A 15,894-nucleotide genomic window follows, 5' to 3' on the forward strand; every position below is an offset into this window, starting at 1 on the left:
AGTTGCATGAGTTTCACAGCCGCGGTTTCAGGCGCTTCCGGATACGCCGGCGGGGAGGTGCTGCGTCTCCTCGCCGACCACCCCGAGATCGAGATAGGTGCGGTGACAGCGCACTCCAACGCGGGCCAGCGTCTGGGGGAGCTGCAGCCGCACCTGCATCCACTGGCAGACCGACTGCTCACCGAGACCACCGCCGCGAACCTGGCCGGGCACGATGTGGTCTTTCTTGCTCTGCCGCACGGCGCTTCCGGTGAGCTGGCGGCGCAGTTGGGCGATGATGTGCTGGTGATCGACGCTGCGGCTGACCACCGGTTGGAATCGGCTGCGGATTGGGAGCGCTTCTACGCATCGACCCACCAGGGGACCTGGCCCTATGGCCTGCCCGAGCTGCCCGGGCAGCGGGAGGAGCTCGCGGCGTCTCGCCGCATCGCGGTGCCCGGCTGCTATCCGACCACCATTCTGCTGGGCTTGGCGCCGGCTTTCGCGGCGGGTCTCGTGGAGCCCGACGACGTCGTCGTCGTTGCTGCCACGGGCACCTCGGGGGCCGGTAAGTCTCTGAAGCCGCATCTGCTGGGCAGCGAAGTGATGGGTGGGATGAGCCCCTACGGGGTCGGGGGAGGCCACCGTCACACCCCGGAGATCGAACAGGGGCTGAGCTGGGTCGCCGGCCAGCCCGTGCAGGTCTCATTCACACCCACTTTGGCGCCGATGCCCCGGGGGATCCTGGCTACCTCCACAGCGCGAACCGCGCCAGGGGTCTCCGAGGCTCAGCTGCGCGAAGCCTACGCAGCTCACTATGCACCGGAACCCTTCGTGCATCTGTTGCCTGAAGGACAGTGGCCGGCCACCAAACAGGTGCTGGGCACCAATCACGTGACTCTGCAGCTCGCCGTGGACACCCGCGCGGGCCGGGTGATCGTGATCTCCGCATCGGACAACCTCACCAAGGGCACGGCCGGTGGGGCAGTCCAGTCCATGAACCTGGCCCTTGGACTGCCCGAAACCACTGGCCTGACCATGATCGGAGCAGCTCCATGAGCGTCACCGCAGCCCACGGATTCACCGCCGCAGGAGTCACCGCAGGTCTCAAGAGCAGCGGCAGGGATGTTGCTGTGTTGGTCAACAGCGGACCCACCAAGAACGCCGCCGCGGTTTTCACCACAAACAGCTTCGCCGCAGCTCCTGTGCTGTGGTCACGTCAGGTGCTCAGCGACGGCCGGGCTGACGCGGTCATCCTCAACTCCGGCGGCGCCAACGCCTGCACCGGTCCAGAGGGTTTTCAAGACACGCACGCCACCGCCGAGCGGCTTGCAGAGATCCTCAGTGCTGCCGGCTCAGACGTTTCGGCCACTGATGTCGCCGTGTGCTCCACTGGCCTGATCGGCGAACGCCTGAACATGGAAGCACTGCTTTCCGGCGTGCACCAGGCTGCTGAGGAGCTCACCACGGACGCTGCGGGTGGAGTCGCCGCAGCAGAGGCAATCATGACCACCGACTCGCATTACAAGGTGGCCAGCGTCGAGGCCGAGCGCTTCACCGTGGGAGGGATGGCCAAGGGCGCGGGCATGCTTGCCCCCGGAATGGCGACCATGCTCGCTGTTATCACCACCGACGCCGTCATCGCGCAGGCGGACCTCGACGCCGTCCTGCACGAAGCTGTCCGGGTCAGCTTCAACCGAGCGGACTCGGATGGGTGCATGTCCACCAACGACACCGTGCTCGCCATGGCCTCCGGAGCCCATCCTGAGGCCGAGGAGGCGGGGGTCGACCTCGGCGACTTCAAGGATGCGGTGACCGCTGTCTGCGATGACCTGACCCGCCAGCTCATCGATGACGCCGAAGGTGCCGCCCACACCATCGAAGTACGCACGGTAGCCGCACCCTCTGAAGCGGACGCAGAGACGGTTTCGCGAGCCGTGGCGCGTTCGAATCTGTTCAAGACAGCCATCTTCGGCCAGGACCCGAACTGGGGCCGCATCCTGTCTGCGGTGGGCACCACTGATGTCGCGTTCGACCCGCATCGAGTTGATGTGGCCGTGAACGGCGTGTGGATCTGCCGAGGTGGAGGAATCGGTGAAGACCGTTCCCTGGTCGACCTCTCCGACCGTCTGGTGCAGGTGCTGATTGACCTCAACGCTGGAGACTCTGAGGCGACGATCCTCACCAACGACCTCACCCATGACTATGTCCACGAGAACAGCGCTTACTCCACATGACCGAGAAGCCCACCGTGCTCCCACGGGACGAATCCACCCTCTCCGCCGCCGCTGAGAAAGCGGAGGTGCTGATTGAGGCACTGCCCTGGATCCAGAAGTTTGCCGGTTCGACCATCGTCATCAAATACGGCGGCAACGCCATGGTCAACGATCAGCTTCGCAGAGCCTTCGCCGAGGATGTCGTGTTCCTGCGACATGTGGGCGTTGACCCAGTGGTGGTGCATGGCGGTGGACCGCAGATCAATGCCATGTTGGATGCCTTGGGGATCGTCTCTGAGTTTCGCAGCGGGCACCGGGTGACGACTGCCGAGGCCATGGATGTGGTGCGCATGGTGCTCACTGGCCAGGTCTCGCGTGAACTCATCGGCCTCATCAACTCCCACGGCCCCTACGCTGTGGGACTCTCGGGGGAGGACGCCGCGCTGCTCCAGGCCCGCCGGAAAACCGTGGAGATTGAGGGAGTCCAGACGGACCTCGGGCTTGTGGGGGAAGTTACGGGGGTCAACCCTGAGGCGGTTCAGGACATCTTGGATGCCGGACGGATCCCGGTGATCTCCACCATCGCCCCGGAGTTCGACCCCGAAGGCAACCCCACCGGGGAGGTGCTCAACATCAACGCCGACGCCGCCGCCGGAGCGGTGGCCTCCGCGCTCGGAGCCTCCAAACTGGTGATGCTCACCGATGTCGAAGGCCTCTACGCCGACTGGCCGGATAAATCGTCGCTGATCTCTTCCCTTTCCGCCGCAGACCTGCGCGCCATGCTCCCCACCCTTGAGTCGGGCATGATCCCCAAGATGGCCGCCGCCCTGACCGCAGTAGACTCCGGGGTGCCGCGGGCGCACATTGTGGACGGACGCCAGCCACATTCGATGCTGCTGGAGATTGTGACCTCCGCGGGCGTCGGCACCCAGATCGTTCCCGATGAGGACACCATATGAGTGAGCATGACGGCGCCCGGCTGACTTCCGTGGACATCGCTGAGCAGTTGCCACCGGGCCCCCCGGCCGCCGCGGAGCTGTTGGAGCGGTACCAGAGTTCGCTGACCGGGGTCTTCGGCGCCCCTCAGGCGGTACTGGTTCGCGGCTCCGGAGCGTGGGTCTGGGATGCTGAGGGAAACGAGTACTTGGATCTGCTGGCTGGTATCGCGGTCAATGCGCTGGGCCATGCCCACCCGCTGATCTCCTCGGTGATCAGCGGCCAGTACGCCACACTGGGGCACATTTCCAACCTCTTCACCTCGCCGACGCAGATCGCCCTGGCAGAGAAACTGCTGAGTGTGGCGCAGGCTCCCTCGGGCTCCAGCGTTTTCTTCGCCAACTCCGGTTCCGAGGCGAATGAGGCCGCACTGAAAGCGGTGCTGCGCCACCGCGAGACTACTGGCAAGCGACGCATACTCGCTCTCGAGGGCAGTTTTCACGGACGAACCGTCGGAGCGCTGTCGCTGACCCATAAGCCGGCCTACCGGGAGCCCTTCGGCGAGCTGATCAGCGGCGTGGAATTTCTGCCGTTCAACGATCTCGACGCGTTGGAGGCCGCATTCGCGGACGACGACGTCGCAGGCATCTTCCTGGAACCCATTCAGGGCGAAGCGGGGGTGCTGGCTCTTGAGGACTCATACCTGGTCCGGGCCCGCGAACTCACGCGTGGCTCCGGCGCTCTGCTCGTGCTTGACGAAGTCCAGACCGGCGTGGGGCGCACCGGTCAGTGGTTCCGCTTCCAAGCAGTCAGTGGCGTCGTTCCTGATCTGATGACGTTGGCTAAGGGGCTGGGCTCCGGCTTCCCGATAGGTGCGTTGGTCTCCTTTGGCGAGCAGGTCAGTGCGTTATTGGGAGCAGGGCAGCACGGAACCACCTTCGGTGGGAACCCTCCGGCGACCGCTGCCGCGCTGGCGACTCTGCACGCTGTCGAATCTGGTGGTCTGCTGGCTCACGTCCGCACCATGGGTGCACACCTGGCTGCGGGACTGCGCGAGCTTCCCCAGGTCGCTCAGGTGCGCCAGTACGGCCTGCACATCGGAGTCGACCTGCACCCGTTACCGGGCGTGGAAGCTCCCGCCAAACAGGTTGTGAATCTCGCAAGACAGCGCCACGGGCTCATCATCAACGCCACTGGGGACACGACCCTGCGACTGGCCCCACCACTGAACCTCACCCCTGCGGAGGTGGATGAGGCACTGTCTCGTCTGCAGGCCGCACTGGTCGGCAACTCCGCTCACCGGCCGAGCGCACCGTCCCACATAGGTCGTTCAGGTCCATGAGGCGGCATATGAGGCCCCTGAACCTGGAGCGAGAGATTCAGCATGCGACACACGAACGAGGCATTCACTCATGACTAGGCATTTTCTCACGGACTTGGACCTCAGCCCTGAGGAGCTGCACCAGGTGCTGGACCTTGCCGATTGGATGCGCGATCACCCTTACGCAGTCAAGGCGCTCACCGGACCGCAGACGGCAGCGCTGATATTCGACAAGACCTCAACGCGCACCCGCGTCTCCTTCAGCGCAGGGATCGCAGCGCTGGGTGGGCATCCGCTGGTCTTCAATCCGGGGGAAGCGCAACTGGGTCACAAGGAGTCCATCTCAGACACCGCGCGGGTCCTCGACAGACAGGTCAGCCTGATCATTTGGCGCACCTACGCCCAATCCGGTCTGGAGGAGATGGCGGAGTATTCGCGAGTCCCCGTCATCAACTCCCTCTCCGACGAGTACCATCCCTGTCAGCTGCTGGCCGATCTGTTGACTGTCCGGGACCACCTCGGGGCACTGCAAGGCAAGGCCCTGGCGTACGTGGGTGACGCCGCGAACAACATGGCGAACTCCTATCTGCTGGCCGGAGTCAACGCAGGTATGGACGTCCGGATCGCGGGCCCGGAGGGCTATCTGCCTGCCGCCCACGTCATCAGCGCCGCTAAGCAGCGGGCAAGAGTCACCGGCGGGATGGTCACTGTCACCACAGAGGCGGCGGTGGCGCTAAGCCACGCCGATGTGGTCGCCACTGATACGTGGGTCTCCATGGGACAGGAGCAGGAGGAGCGGACGCGCCGACGGGTCTTCAGTGACTATCAGCTCAATGCGGAGGCGATGGGCCGAGCCCACGACGGCGCCATCGTGCTTCATTGCCTGCCGGCCTTCCGAGGTGCTGAGATCACCGCTGACGTCATTGATGGGCCACAGTCTGTTGTGTGGGAAGAGGCCGAGAATCGGTTGCACGCGCAGAAGGCCCTCATGGCCTGGCTGCTTGTGGAGTCCGACCTTGCTGATGAGGAGACCGCCCGTGCGGTAAGTGAGGTGCAGCGCCGATGACTCCAACGACCAAGACGGCTCGCCACGCCAAGATCCGAGAGCTCATCTCCCGGTCCTCGATCAAGTCACAGGCCGAGCTTGCCCGAGATCTGGCCGCCGAGGGGGTCAAGGTGACCCAGGGTACTCTCTCGCGTGACTTGGTGGAGATTGGTGCGGCACGTGTGCGCTCCGGTGACGGCGGACTCATCTACGCTGTGCCTGCCGAGGGGCACGACCGCGAGTTTCAGGCCGACATCACGGAGACCTCCACTGCGAAGCTGGCCTCGCTGTGCCGGGACCTGTTGGTCTCTGCGGAGGCCAGCGCAAACCTCGTGGTCCTGCGCACACCACCAGGGGCCGCACAGTTCCTGGCCAGCGCGGTGGACCACTCCGCATCGAGGGACATTTTGGGGACCATCGCGGGAGACGACACCATCATGGTGATCGCTCAAGGGCCGGACGGTGGTCAGCAGATCGCCGACTACTTCACCGCGCTCGCTGAATCCAGAGGCTGAGCGGTTTCTGATTCTGGCACCTCAGGCCGTCCCCGGGTGCTCCTTCAGCAGGGCTCGCATTGAGTCCAGCCCGAACATATCGATCACGGCATAGGCGTTCTGCCCGCCCCTCCGCGGGTCAGCCCCCGCCGCGAGCAGGTCCCTGGTGATGGCATGATTCTGCCGGAAGACCGCGCAGCCGAGCGCTGTCTGGCCGCGGTCATTGATCCGATCCACATCGACCCCGCGTTCGAGCAGGCCCCGCACAAGTTCCGCATGGTCGTTATAGGCGGCCAGAATGAGCAGCGAGTCACCTTGGGCATTGGTGAGATTCACCGGTACACCCTGATCAATGAACTCCAGCAGCTCCGCGGACTTACCTGAACGGGCAAGGTCCAGCATGGAGTGGAGAAACTCCAACTGCTCTTCGGTCAGCTCGGGGGTGCCGCTGTGTTCAGCCATGCCACAAGCTTACGCGGCCACGGCCAGGCCCTCACCCCAACAACGTGAGGGGTTGCTGGGTGATCAGCATCCTCAAGGGACCTGACCTCTCAACAACCGCGTGATTTCTTGATGTGGAGCGGTGCAGAGGCGATGTGCTGCTTTCACACTTCTACGATAAGTATGCATAGGTATGTATATTTATGTAGACTATGTGGCGAGCTAAGCCGATTCGACTTCATATCTAGGAGCACCAGTGACCGATCGTATTGTTCTTGCCTACTCGGGCGGACTAGACACATCCGTAGCTATCGGGTGGATTGCCGAGGCGACGGGGGCTGAAGTCATCGCAGTCGCAGTCGACGTAGGGCAGGGTGGAGAGTCGCTGGAAACTGTGCGCCAGCGTGCCCTGGACTGTGGTGCGGTGGAAGCCTATGTGGCTGATGCCCGTGATGAGTTCGCAGAGCAGTACTGCATGCCCACCCTGCGCGCCAATGGACTGTACATGGACGCCTACCCGCTGGTCTCGGCCATCTCCCGGCCGGTGATCTCCAAGCATCTGGTGGCGGCTGCGCAGCAGTTCGGCGCGACGACGGTTGCCCACGGTTGCACCGGCAAAGGCAATGATCAGGTCCGCTTCGAAGTCAGCATCCAAACCTTGGGTCCGGACCTGAAGTGCATCGCTCCGGTGCGTGACCTCGCCCTGACTCGCGACAAGGCGATCGACTACGCCACAGCCCACGACCTTCCCATCGAGACCACCAAGAAGAACCCCTTCAGCATTGACCAGAATGTTTGGGGCCGGGCAGTGGAGACAGGCTTCCTGGAGGACATCTGGAACGGTCCGACCAAAGATGTCTACGAATACACTGACGACCCAACATTCGGGCCCGCTCCCGACGTCGTGACCATCACCTTCGATCAGGGTGTGCCTGTGGCGCTCGACGGTGAGACCGTCACCGCGCTGCAAGCTATCGAACAGCTCAATCGTCGGGCTGGAGCCCAGGGCGTGGGCCGGATCGACATTGTTGAGGACCGGCTGGTGGGGATCAAGTCCCGCGAGATCTACGAGGCTCCCGGGGCGATGGCCATGATCGCCGCTCACCGGGAGCTGGAGAACATCACTCTGGAGCGTGAGCAGGCTCGTTTCAAGAAAACTGTGGACCAGCGCTGGACCGAGCTGGTCTATGACGGTCAGTGGTTCTCTCCGCTGAAAGCCAACCTGGATGCGTTCATCCACGAGACCCAGAAATACGTCTCCGGTGACATTCGCCTGGAGCTCCATGGTGGGCGTGCCACGGTGCTGGGCCGCCGGTCAGAGACCAGCCTCTACGACTTCAACCTCGCGACCTACGACACTGGTGACACCTTCGACCAGTCCAGCGCTCGCGGGTTCATTGACATATACGGTCTCTCCGCCAAGACAGCCTCTCAGCGCGAAGAGCGTCTGCACGGCAAACCCGACCTCTCCGGAGCCGGAGTCCAGAAGTAGCCCCAACACCACGACACGTGGGGTGGGCTCATCAGGGCTCACCCCACAGTTATGCTGGCGGGCAGAAACTATGGCGAACGGGGAACATTAATGACTGAGAAGCAGGGCACGAACCAGGGTTCACTCTGGGGTGGCAGGTTTTCCTCCGGGCCCGCAGATGTGATGGCTGCACTGAGCAAGTCCACACACTTCGACTGGAAGCTCGCTCCCTACGACATCGCCGGGTCGAAGGCTCATGCTCGGGTCCTGCACCGCGCGGGGCTCCTCACAGAGGGCGAGTTGGCAGCCATGCTTTCGGCATTGGGTCGGCTGGCTGACGACGTCGCATCCGGCAGCTTTCAGCCCGCGGACTCCGATGAGGACGTCCACGGCGCATTGGAGCGGGGTCTGCTGGAGCGCGCGGGTCAGGAACTGGGTGGGAAGCTGCGCGCCGGTCGATCCCGCAACGATCAGATCGCCACCATGGTGAGGATGTTCCTCCGCGATGCCGCCGCAAGCATCGCCGAGGGCGTGTTGGATGTGGTCGAGGCGCTCATCAGCCAGGCTGAGCAGCACTCTTCTGCGCCGATGCCGGGCCGTACCCACCTGCAACATGCGCAGCCCGTCCTCCTGTCGCACCATTTGCTGGCGCACAGCTGGCCGCTGCTGCGCGATGTCGACCGGCTGAGAGATTTGGCCCGAAGGCTCTCGTATTCGCCCTACGGCTCCGGTGCGCTGGCCGGGTCATCGCTCGGACTGGATCCCGAGCACGTGGCTGCCGAGCTTGGTTTCGACGGCCCTGTGGAGAATTCGATCGACGGCACTGCCTCTCGAGACCTGGTGGCCGAGTTCACCTGGGTGACCGCAATGATTGGTGTGGACCTCTCCAGGATCAGTGAAGAAGTCATTCTCTGGGCTACGAAAGAGTTCGGTTTCGTCACCCTTGATGACGGTTACTCCACGGGCAGCTCAATAATGCCCCAGAAGAAGAATCCGGACATCGCCGAGCTTGCCCGCGGCAAGGCGGGTCGACTCATCGGTAACCTCACCGGGTTGCTGGCCACGCTCAAAGCGCTTCCTCTGGCGTACAACCGCGACCTCCAGGAAGACAAGGAACCGGCGTTCGACGCCGTAGACACCCTTGCGCTGCTGCTGCCTGCGGTTTCTGGCATGGTGGCCACCTTGACGTTTCATCCCGAGCGGCTGGCGGAGCTCGCCCCGCAGGGATTCTCGCTTGCCACTGACGTCGCTGAATGGCTGGTGCGGCAGGGGGTGCCATTTCGGGTGGCGCACGAGGCCGCCGGTGCCTGCGTGCGCGTCTGCGAGCAGCACGAACCTGCCAAAGAGTTGCACGAACTCACCGATCAGGAGCTCATCGACATCCACCCCGCGCTGACCCCGGAGGTCCGGGCGGTGCTCTCCGTCGAGGGTTCTCTCGCATCCCGGGACGCCGTCGGTGGGACCGCACCGACGCGGGTGGCCGACCAGCTGGCCACAGCCAAGCAGCGTGTCGCAGAATACCGCTCAGCGTAGGCGCGGTCGGCTCTACCCGCTGCTCGGCGGGATAGCAGCCGTAGGTGTCGTCGTGTTGGTTGTGCGGACCTGCAGCACTGAGACGGAGCCCGATCCCACGGAGTTGGGCTTTCCTCCGGCGCCGGTGCAGGAACAGCCCGTCCTCAGCCAGGCGACAGGTCAGGCTGGTGAGGTGCCCATCACCGACCTGGTGGACTCTGAGTGGGTGAAGCGCACCGCCGAGCGGGCTGAGATTCCGCACCGCGCGATGGAGTCCTACGCAGGTGCTGCCGCGTATGCAGAGCTCACCGACCCAGATTGTCAGCTCGGCTGGAACACCCTGGCCGGAATCGGCCAGGTGGAGTCCCTCCACGGGGCTTTCGGCGGCTCCAGCATCGGTGAGGACGGGGTGGTTGACCCTCCGATCATCGGAGTGGCGCTGGATGGCAGCGACGGCCTGATGGAAATCCCCGACACCGACGACGGTGACCTCGACGGCGATGACGAGTGGGACCGCGCGGTGGGCCCCATGCAGTTCATTCCCACCACCTGGGAGGCCTTCGGCCAAGACGGTAACCTCTCTGGGCAGGCCAACATTCACCAGTACGACGACGCCGCCCTCGCCGCTGCGATTTACCTGTGTGACAGCGGTGACGATCTCACCGAGGACCGAGGCTGGAACGACGCCATCGCGGCGTACAACCAGTCCATCGAATATGCCCACGATGTTGCCCACCACGCAGAGCACTATCTGAAGGATGAATGAGGAGTCCGGTCGCGCCATGATCAGTCACCTGGAGCTCAGTACGATGTTCGACCAGCATCCTGCGGAGGTTGCACCCCATCTGCTGGGATGTGAACTTTCCGTCACCACAGACGACGGAACGGTCACCGTGAGACTCACCGAAGTTGAGGCCTACGGCGATCAGGGCGAGGACCCCGGGTCCCACGCCTATCGCGGTCAAACGGCGCGGAACGCCACCCTGTTCGGCCCTCCGAGGCAGGTCTACGTCTACCGCAGCTATGGCATCCACCGCTGTCTCAATCTTGTTGCAGGAGCTGCTCAAGCTGGCGGCATTCTGATCCGCGCAGGAGAAGTGCTGGATGGTCGGGAACTCGCGGTGGCACGCCGTGGAGGAAAGGACACCGGCGCCAAACTGCTGTCCGGGCCCGGGCGGCTCGGGCAGGGTCTGGGCATCACCCTGTCCATGGACGGAACAGAAGTCCTCATTGGAGGTCCTGGGCGAGACCTCCTCCCCAGCGCTGGCCCGGCTTCGGTGAGTATCGCGCTCACGCCCGAAGCGCCGTCGTACTCAGTGCGCACGGGGCCGCGCGTAGGAGTGTCGGGAGCCGGCGGCACCAACGAATACCCCTGGCGGTTCTGGGTGGACTCCCACCCGACGGTCTCGCAGTACCGACCAGGAAAGCGATCGGCGCCACCGCAATGACTCAGCCGAACCCTTCCCGCCGGCCCAGCCCAGGGCTACCCTGAGAGGCATGAGCGCAGAGCAGTGGGCCGAGGTGGACAGTTATCTGGCGGAGAAGCTGGTGGACGAGGATCAGGCTCTCCGGACCGCGCGAGAGAGCTCCGGTGAGACGCTGTACCCCGGCATCGATGTCACCCCTAACATGGGAGCTTTCCTGGGACTGCTGGTGCAGATCACCGGGGCCGTGCGCATCCTGGAGATCGGCACGCTCGCCGGCTATTCAGCCATCTGGATGGCGCGGGCAGCGGGCCCGGGGGCGCAGCTGGTGACCTGCGAGCTCGAACAGGCGAACGCTGATGTGGCCCAGTCGAATATTGACCGCGCCGGACTCTCCGAGCGCGTAAACATCGTGATTGGTGCCGCAGCTGAGACTCTGGAATCCCTGATCAGGCAGCATGAAGATCCCTTTGACCTGGTATTCATTGACGCTGACAAGAAGTCCAACCCCGACTACCTGGATGCGGCCGTTCAGCTGAGTCGGCCCGGGAGTGTCATCGTCATTGACAACACCGTGCGCGGCGGCTCTGTAGTTGATGCCGCCTCGCATGATCCCGATATCATCGGTACCCGCCGAATGGTGGACATGATCGCATCCGACTCCAGGCTCACAGCCACAGCGCTGCAGACTGTGGGTTCCAAGGGTTGGGACGGCTTCACCATACTGCGCCGCAAATGAGCGGCGTGCACGCTCTGGGCTGACTCTTGTGCCCGCGCTGCCGCCCTTTCATCGCGGGGGGAGTAGTATTGACTGATCGTTTTGACCCAAACGGGAGAGTCTCGCCACCGGATGAGTGAATCTAAGATCAAGGCAGCAGCGGCACGCCAGAACGGGCGCCAGCGCGATCCACAGGGTGAAATGATCGCGCTTCCTGGGATCGACGCTGGAATCGACCAGGAGCGCGAATACGTCGCCGCCCTATACCGCCGCCTGGATCAGCTGCGCGAGGAGAACCATCAGCAGCTGGCGAAGGTGCGGGCCACCGGTGCAGTCGGGACCATGCAGAACATCTCAGAACGGGACGCGTTCGCCACAATGTATGAGGATCGGCTCGCCCAGCTCAGCGCGGTCGACGACCGGCTGGTCTTTGGCCGCCTGGATCTGGACAACGGCGATTCCCGCTACATTGGGCGTCTTGGCTTGACCTCGGAGGCCAGACAGCGGCTCATGCTCGACTGGCGAGCTCCCGAAGCCGGAGTCTTCTATCAGGCCACTGCGTTTGACCGCCAAGGGGTGCGCCGACGCCGACACCTGTTGCTGAAGCGCCGCTCAGTGCAAGGACTCGAAGATGAGGTGCTCGACGCCACCGTGCTGGACGAAGGCACAGAGAACCACGGTGATGGTGCACTGCTTGCCGCGCTGAAGGCGCGGCGCACCGGGCAGATGGGCGACATCGTCGCGACGATTCAGTCTGAACAGGATGGCATCATCCGGGCCGATCGGTCCGGCGTGCTGGTTGTCCAAGGCGGTCCGGGCACCGGCAAGACGGCAGTCGCGCTGCACCGTGCGGCCTATCTGCTCTACGCTCACCGGGAGCGGCTCAAATCAGCAGGCGTGCTCATCGTGGGGCCGAACTCCACGTTCATGTCCTATATCGAACGTGTCCTGCCGTCCCTCGGCGAAACCGGGGTGGTGATGTCCTCCCTGGCGGACCTTTACCCGGGGGTGCGCAGTGTGGAGGAGCCCGACCCCCAGGTCGCCGAGATCAAGGGGCGACTGGACTGGGTCAAGATCGTCGGGGACGCGGTCGCCCACCGCCGTCGAAACATCCCGCAGCCCCGCGATGTTGAGGTGGAAGGCGTCAAGGTCACCGTCACCCCCAAGATGGTGAAGCGGGGAATTGATCGGGCAAGAGCTACCGGCAAACCATACAATGAGGCTCGATCCACATTCGTGAAAGTCATGATCCGAGAGATTGCGGAGAAAGCGGAGCGCGTGCTCCAGCAGCGCTCCGCTGGCAACGACGCGGATCGCAGCTACCTGGACGAAGACGTCAGGCAGTCCAGGGACGTGCGGGTGCTGCTGAACCTCTGCTGGATGCCGAGGAGCCCGCAGGCCCTGCTAGAAGACCTGTATTCCAAACCGAAGTACTTGGCCGAGGTTGCCCCTCAGCTCACCGATGCTGAGCGTCGGTTGTTGCGCCGCGAGCCGAATAGGGCCTTCACCATTGCCGATGCTCCGCTGCTCGATGAGGCAGCGGAACTTCTGGGTGAACTCGACGAATCCGCCGGACGGGATGAGGCGCGCAAGAAATACACGCGTGAGAAAGACCTCGAGAACGCTCGCAAGGCCGTCGAGAACGCCACTCCGCAGCTCGAGGAGATGGGAATCGAAGGTTTCTTGGACGCTGAGGCGGTCGCTGACCTGAACGCTGACGGCAGTCACCGGATGACCCCCTCCGAACGCGCAGGAGTCGACCGCACGTGGACCTACGGTCATATCGTGGTCGATGAGGCCCAGGAACTTTCACCCATGCAATGGCATGTCCTGATGCGCCGCTGCCCCTTGAAGTCCTTCACCGCTGTGGGGGACATCGCCCAGGGCTCCTCGCCGTCGGCCGCGAGCAGCTGGGAGGATGCCTTCGCTCCATTTGCCGGGGATCGTCTTCGGGTGGAGGAACTCACCGTTAATTACCGCACCCCGCGCAACATCGTAGAGCTGGCGGAGCAGGTGGCTGCCGCTAATGGGCTGGCGACCACCTCACTTCGAACAGTGCGAGATGGGGAGCACGACCCGATCATCGAGCACTGCGACGACGACTCAGCCTTGGTCTCTGCAGCGACGGACGCTGTCTCAGCGGAGCACGAGCGACTGGGTGAGGGCATCATCGCTGTTATTGCGCCGGCCACTATTGTCGGCGCGGTGCGTCAATCGCTCAGGGCGAGGTTCGGAAAGCGATTAGGCTCCGGGGCCGGGTCGATGGCGCAAGACGTGGTGGCCTTGACTGCGGATGAGGCAAAGGGCCTGGAGTTCGACGGTGTGGTCCTGGTGGAGCCGACGGGCCTGCTCGAGGAGGCCGACGGACGAGTCGGCAGTCTCTATGTGGCGATGACTCGGTCGACCCAGTCACTGCGCGTTCTCGCCTCCCGGGCCCTGCCCGCAGGATTCTGAGCACCTGCTGAACTTGTGCGGTAACCTACCTCAGGTGACCGAGAACAGCCAGAATTCCGCGCTCGCCGAGCAGCGCAATGACCCCAGCTTTGAGAACATCTACCAGGAACTCTCCTGGCGCGGACTCATCCATGTTTCCACAGATGCACCCGCATTAGAGAGCGCACTTGCAGGACCGCCCCTGACGTACTATGCCGGGTTCGATCCCACAGCAGCCTCTCTGCACTTGGGGCACCTGGTGCAGTTGCTGACGATGCGCCGGATTCAGTTGGCCGGACACAAGCCTCTGGGTCTGGTCGGAGGCGCCACGGGCCTGATTGGCGACCCTCGCGAATCAGGAGAGCGCGTCCTGAACACTCCCGAGATTGTCAGTGACTGGGTGCGGCGACTCCAGAACCAGGTTCGCCACTATGTCTCGATGGAGGGCGCCAACGGCGCCCAGTTGGTGAACAATCTCGACTGGTGGCAGGGTGTGGGTGCCATCGAGATGCTCCGCGACATCGGCAAGCACTTCCGCGTAGGCACCATGATTAAGAAAGACATCGTGGCTAAGCGCTTGAACTCAGATGAGGGGATCTCCTACACTGAGTTCAGCTACCAGCTTCTGCAGGGTTATGACTTCCTTCGCCTGCACCAGGACTATGGGTGCACCCTCCAGTTCGGCGGCTCTGACCAGTGGGGAAATCTCACCGCCGGCACCGAGCTGGTACGCAAAGCCGCCAGCGCTCAGGTCCACGCATTGGGAACACCACTGATCACCAACTCCGACGGCACCAAGTTGGGCAAATCGGAAGGCAACGCCATTTGGCTGGACGCTGCGCTCTGCTCGCCCTACGCCTTCTACCAGTACTGGCTCAACACCGCCGACGCTGACGTCGTGGACCGGCTGAAAGTCTTCACTTTCAAGACGAGAGCTGAGATCGAACAGCTGGCCCAAGCGGTGAGGGACGAGCCGTTCAGGAGAGAAGCTCAGCGAGCCCTGGCATGGGATGTCACCTCACTAGTTCACGGTGAGACATCGACGCGCAAAGTCATCGCAGCTGCTGCAGCGATCTTCGGCAAGGGAGAGGTGTCAGAAATTGACGAGGCCACCCTCCAAGCAGTCGCTGCCGAGGTGCCCACGGCGCAGATCAATGGGGAGGAGGCAACCCCAGTCACCCTGCTAACTGAGACCGGACTGGTCAACGGACGAGGTGAAGCACGCCGGGCTATCGAGCAGGGTGGGGCTTACGTCAACAACGTCAAGGTTGAGGACGCACTGAGCCCGGTGTCTGACGCAGAATGGCTGCATGGGCGGTACCTTTTAGTCCGCCGCGGTAAGAAGAATCTCGCTGTGGTGACACGCTCCTAAGCGCACAAAATCCTTCAGAAGTGCAGTCAGTCGCCGCACTTCTGAGGCGTTTGAGAGGTGTGGTGAGGGTCACCGCAAAGCAGTTTGCGCGGCCACTCAGAGTGTGTGTAAAGTAATCTCCTGTGCCCGAGGGAAACTGAGGGTTACAGATCGGGGCAAATGCCCCAAAACTACTCCTCAAGGAATCGGTCCTCGAGTGGTGCGCTTCAAACACAGTTGAAACCCTGAGTTTGACAGCCACAACGGGATCCGGTAAGATTGAGAAGTTGCTCCGGAGCGATCCAGAAGAATTCTTTTGGTGGTGCCGGCAGCATTCGTAGCTTGAGAACTCAATAGTGTGCCAAGTTTGTTGAAAACCAATTATTTATTTATTTGGTAACTGCAGGACGTGCACCCCCGTGTACGGACCTGCGGATTGCCAGATCAACTGTTCATTTTTTGATGGAGAGTTTGATCCTGGCTCAGGATGAACGCTGGCGGCGTGCTTAACACATGCAAGTCGAACGATGAAGCTGGTGCTTGCACTGGTGGA

Annotated in this window: 14 protein-coding genes and 1 rRNA gene; 14 read left to right on the forward strand and 1 reads right to left on the reverse strand. The window is 63.2% G+C overall.

Annotated features, from left to right (window positions below; all coding sequences use genetic code 11):
* The first annotated feature begins 6 nt into the window (after nucleotides 1-6).
* The 6 genes from argC (at nucleotide 7) to D3250_RS08970 (ending at nucleotide 6,012) form a co-directional block, all read left to right on the forward strand.
* Nucleotides 7-1,038, forward strand: coding sequence for an N-acetyl-gamma-glutamyl-phosphate reductase (gene argC, locus D3250_RS08945; RefSeq protein WP_119902975.1), 1,032 nt, complete (start codon nucleotides 7-9; stop codon nucleotides 1,036-1,038).
* Nucleotides 1,035-2,216: a bifunctional glutamate N-acetyltransferase/amino-acid acetyltransferase ArgJ gene (gene argJ / locus D3250_RS08950; protein WP_119902976.1), complete on the forward strand. Its 1,182-nt coding sequence runs from the start codon at nucleotides 1,035-1,037 to the stop codon at nucleotides 2,214-2,216. Before argC ends, argJ begins: the two co-directional genes overlap by 4 nt.
* Nucleotides 2,213-3,154: an acetylglutamate kinase gene (gene argB / locus D3250_RS08955; protein ID WP_119902977.1), complete on the forward strand. Its 942-nt coding sequence runs from the start codon at nucleotides 2,213-2,215 to the stop codon at nucleotides 3,152-3,154. Before argJ ends, argB begins: the two co-directional genes overlap by 4 nt.
* A complete protein-coding gene (locus tag D3250_RS08960) occupies nucleotides 3,151-4,473 on the forward strand; it encodes an acetylornithine transaminase (RefSeq protein ID WP_119902978.1) in 1,323 nt (440 codons plus the stop codon). The genes argB and D3250_RS08960 overlap by 4 nt, the downstream gene beginning before the upstream one ends.
* A gap of 70 nt (nucleotides 4,474-4,543) precedes the next feature.
* Nucleotides 4,544-5,518, forward strand: coding sequence for an ornithine carbamoyltransferase (argF, locus tag D3250_RS08965; protein ID WP_119902979.1), 975 nt, complete (start codon nucleotides 4,544-4,546; stop codon nucleotides 5,516-5,518).
* Entirely contained in the window at nucleotides 5,515-6,012 is a 498-nt protein-coding gene (locus tag D3250_RS08970) for an arginine repressor (protein WP_119902980.1), read from the forward strand. Before argF ends, D3250_RS08970 begins: the two co-directional genes overlap by 4 nt.
* 21 nt (nucleotides 6,013-6,033) lie before the next feature.
* Here the strand turns inward: D3250_RS08970 and D3250_RS08975 are convergent, their stop codons facing one another.
* Entirely contained in the window at nucleotides 6,034-6,453 is a 420-nt protein-coding gene (locus D3250_RS08975; RefSeq protein WP_119902981.1) for an ankyrin repeat domain-containing protein, read from the reverse strand.
* Between the two features lie 235 nt (nucleotides 6,454-6,688).
* On the opposite strand from D3250_RS08975, the gene D3250_RS08980 reads away from it, so the two are divergent.
* From D3250_RS08980 to D3250_RS09015, 8 genes are all read left to right on the forward strand, one after another.
* Complete coding sequence (locus D3250_RS08980) at nucleotides 6,689-7,924, forward strand: argininosuccinate synthase (RefSeq protein WP_119902982.1); 1,236 nt, start codon at nucleotides 6,689-6,691, stop codon at nucleotides 7,922-7,924.
* A gap of 90 nt (nucleotides 7,925-8,014) precedes the next feature.
* Nucleotides 8,015-9,436 (forward strand): argininosuccinate lyase, encoded by a 1,422-nt coding sequence (argH, locus tag D3250_RS08985; protein ID WP_119902983.1) that lies wholly within the window; start codon nucleotides 8,015-8,017, stop codon nucleotides 9,434-9,436.
* Nucleotides 9,411-10,181, forward strand: a complete 771-nt coding sequence (locus D3250_RS08990) for a lytic transglycosylase domain-containing protein (protein WP_225973243.1) — start codon at nucleotides 9,411-9,413, stop codon at nucleotides 10,179-10,181. The genes argH and D3250_RS08990 overlap by 26 nt, the downstream gene beginning before the upstream one ends.
* A complete protein-coding gene (locus D3250_RS08995) occupies nucleotides 10,174-10,863 on the forward strand; it encodes a DNA-3-methyladenine glycosylase (protein ID WP_438830136.1) in 690 nt (229 codons plus the stop codon). Before D3250_RS08990 ends, D3250_RS08995 begins: the two co-directional genes overlap by 8 nt.
* Nucleotides 10,864-10,912: 49 nt before the next feature.
* On the forward strand, nucleotides 10,913-11,578 hold the full coding sequence (locus tag D3250_RS09000; protein WP_119902985.1) for an O-methyltransferase: 666 nt from the start codon (nucleotides 10,913-10,915) through the stop codon (nucleotides 11,576-11,578).
* A 180-nt stretch (nucleotides 11,579-11,758) separates the two neighbouring features.
* On the forward strand, nucleotides 11,759-14,011 hold the full coding sequence (locus tag D3250_RS09005; RefSeq protein WP_119903080.1) for a HelD family protein: 2,253 nt from the start codon (nucleotides 11,759-11,761) through the stop codon (nucleotides 14,009-14,011).
* Nucleotides 14,012-14,045: 34 nt separating this feature from the next.
* Nucleotides 14,046-15,362, forward strand: a complete 1,317-nt coding sequence (gene tyrS / locus D3250_RS09010) for a tyrosine--tRNA ligase (RefSeq protein ID WP_119902986.1) — start codon at nucleotides 14,046-14,048, stop codon at nucleotides 15,360-15,362.
* Nucleotides 15,363-15,800: 438 nt separating this feature from the next.
* Nucleotides 15,801-15,894, forward strand: a 16S ribosomal RNA gene (locus D3250_RS09015); the annotation flags it as partial.

The sequence above is a fragment of the Nesterenkonia natronophila genome (genome assembly GCF_003595215.1).
In the GTDB taxonomy this organism is placed as follows: domain Bacteria; phylum Actinomycetota; class Actinomycetes; order Actinomycetales; family Micrococcaceae; genus Nesterenkonia; species Nesterenkonia natronophila.

What these genes read in the sequence shown, in the direction of transcription:
- argC (WP_119902975.1), top strand. Translation starts at nt 7, where the DNA reads ATGAGTTTCACAGCCGCGGTTTCAGGCGCTTCCGGATACGCCGGCGGG.
- argJ (WP_119902976.1), top strand. Translation starts at nt 1,035, where the DNA reads ATGAGCGTCACCGCAGCCCACGGATTCACCGCCGCAGGAGTCACCGCA.
- argB (WP_119902977.1), top strand. Translation starts at nt 2,213, where the DNA reads ATGACCGAGAAGCCCACCGTGCTCCCACGGGACGAATCCACCCTCTCC.
- D3250_RS08960 (WP_119902978.1), top strand. Translation starts at nt 3,151, where the DNA reads ATGAGTGAGCATGACGGCGCCCGGCTGACTTCCGTGGACATCGCTGAG.
- argF (WP_119902979.1), top strand. Translation starts at nt 4,544, where the DNA reads ATGACTAGGCATTTTCTCACGGACTTGGACCTCAGCCCTGAGGAGCTG.
- D3250_RS08970 (WP_119902980.1), top strand. Translation starts at nt 5,515, where the DNA reads ATGACTCCAACGACCAAGACGGCTCGCCACGCCAAGATCCGAGAGCTC.
- D3250_RS08975 (WP_119902981.1), bottom strand. Translation starts at nt 6,453, where the DNA reads ATGGCTGAACACAGCGGCACCCCCGAGCTGACCGAAGAGCAGTTGGAG.
- argH (WP_119902983.1), top strand. Translation starts at nt 8,015, where the DNA reads ATGACTGAGAAGCAGGGCACGAACCAGGGTTCACTCTGGGGTGGCAGG.
- D3250_RS08995 (WP_438830136.1), top strand. Translation starts at nt 10,174, where the DNA reads ATGAATGAGGAGTCCGGTCGCGCCATGATCAGTCACCTGGAGCTCAGT.
- D3250_RS09000 (WP_119902985.1), top strand. Translation starts at nt 10,913, where the DNA reads ATGAGCGCAGAGCAGTGGGCCGAGGTGGACAGTTATCTGGCGGAGAAG.
- D3250_RS09005 (WP_119903080.1), top strand. Translation starts at nt 11,759, where the DNA reads ATGATCGCGCTTCCTGGGATCGACGCTGGAATCGACCAGGAGCGCGAA.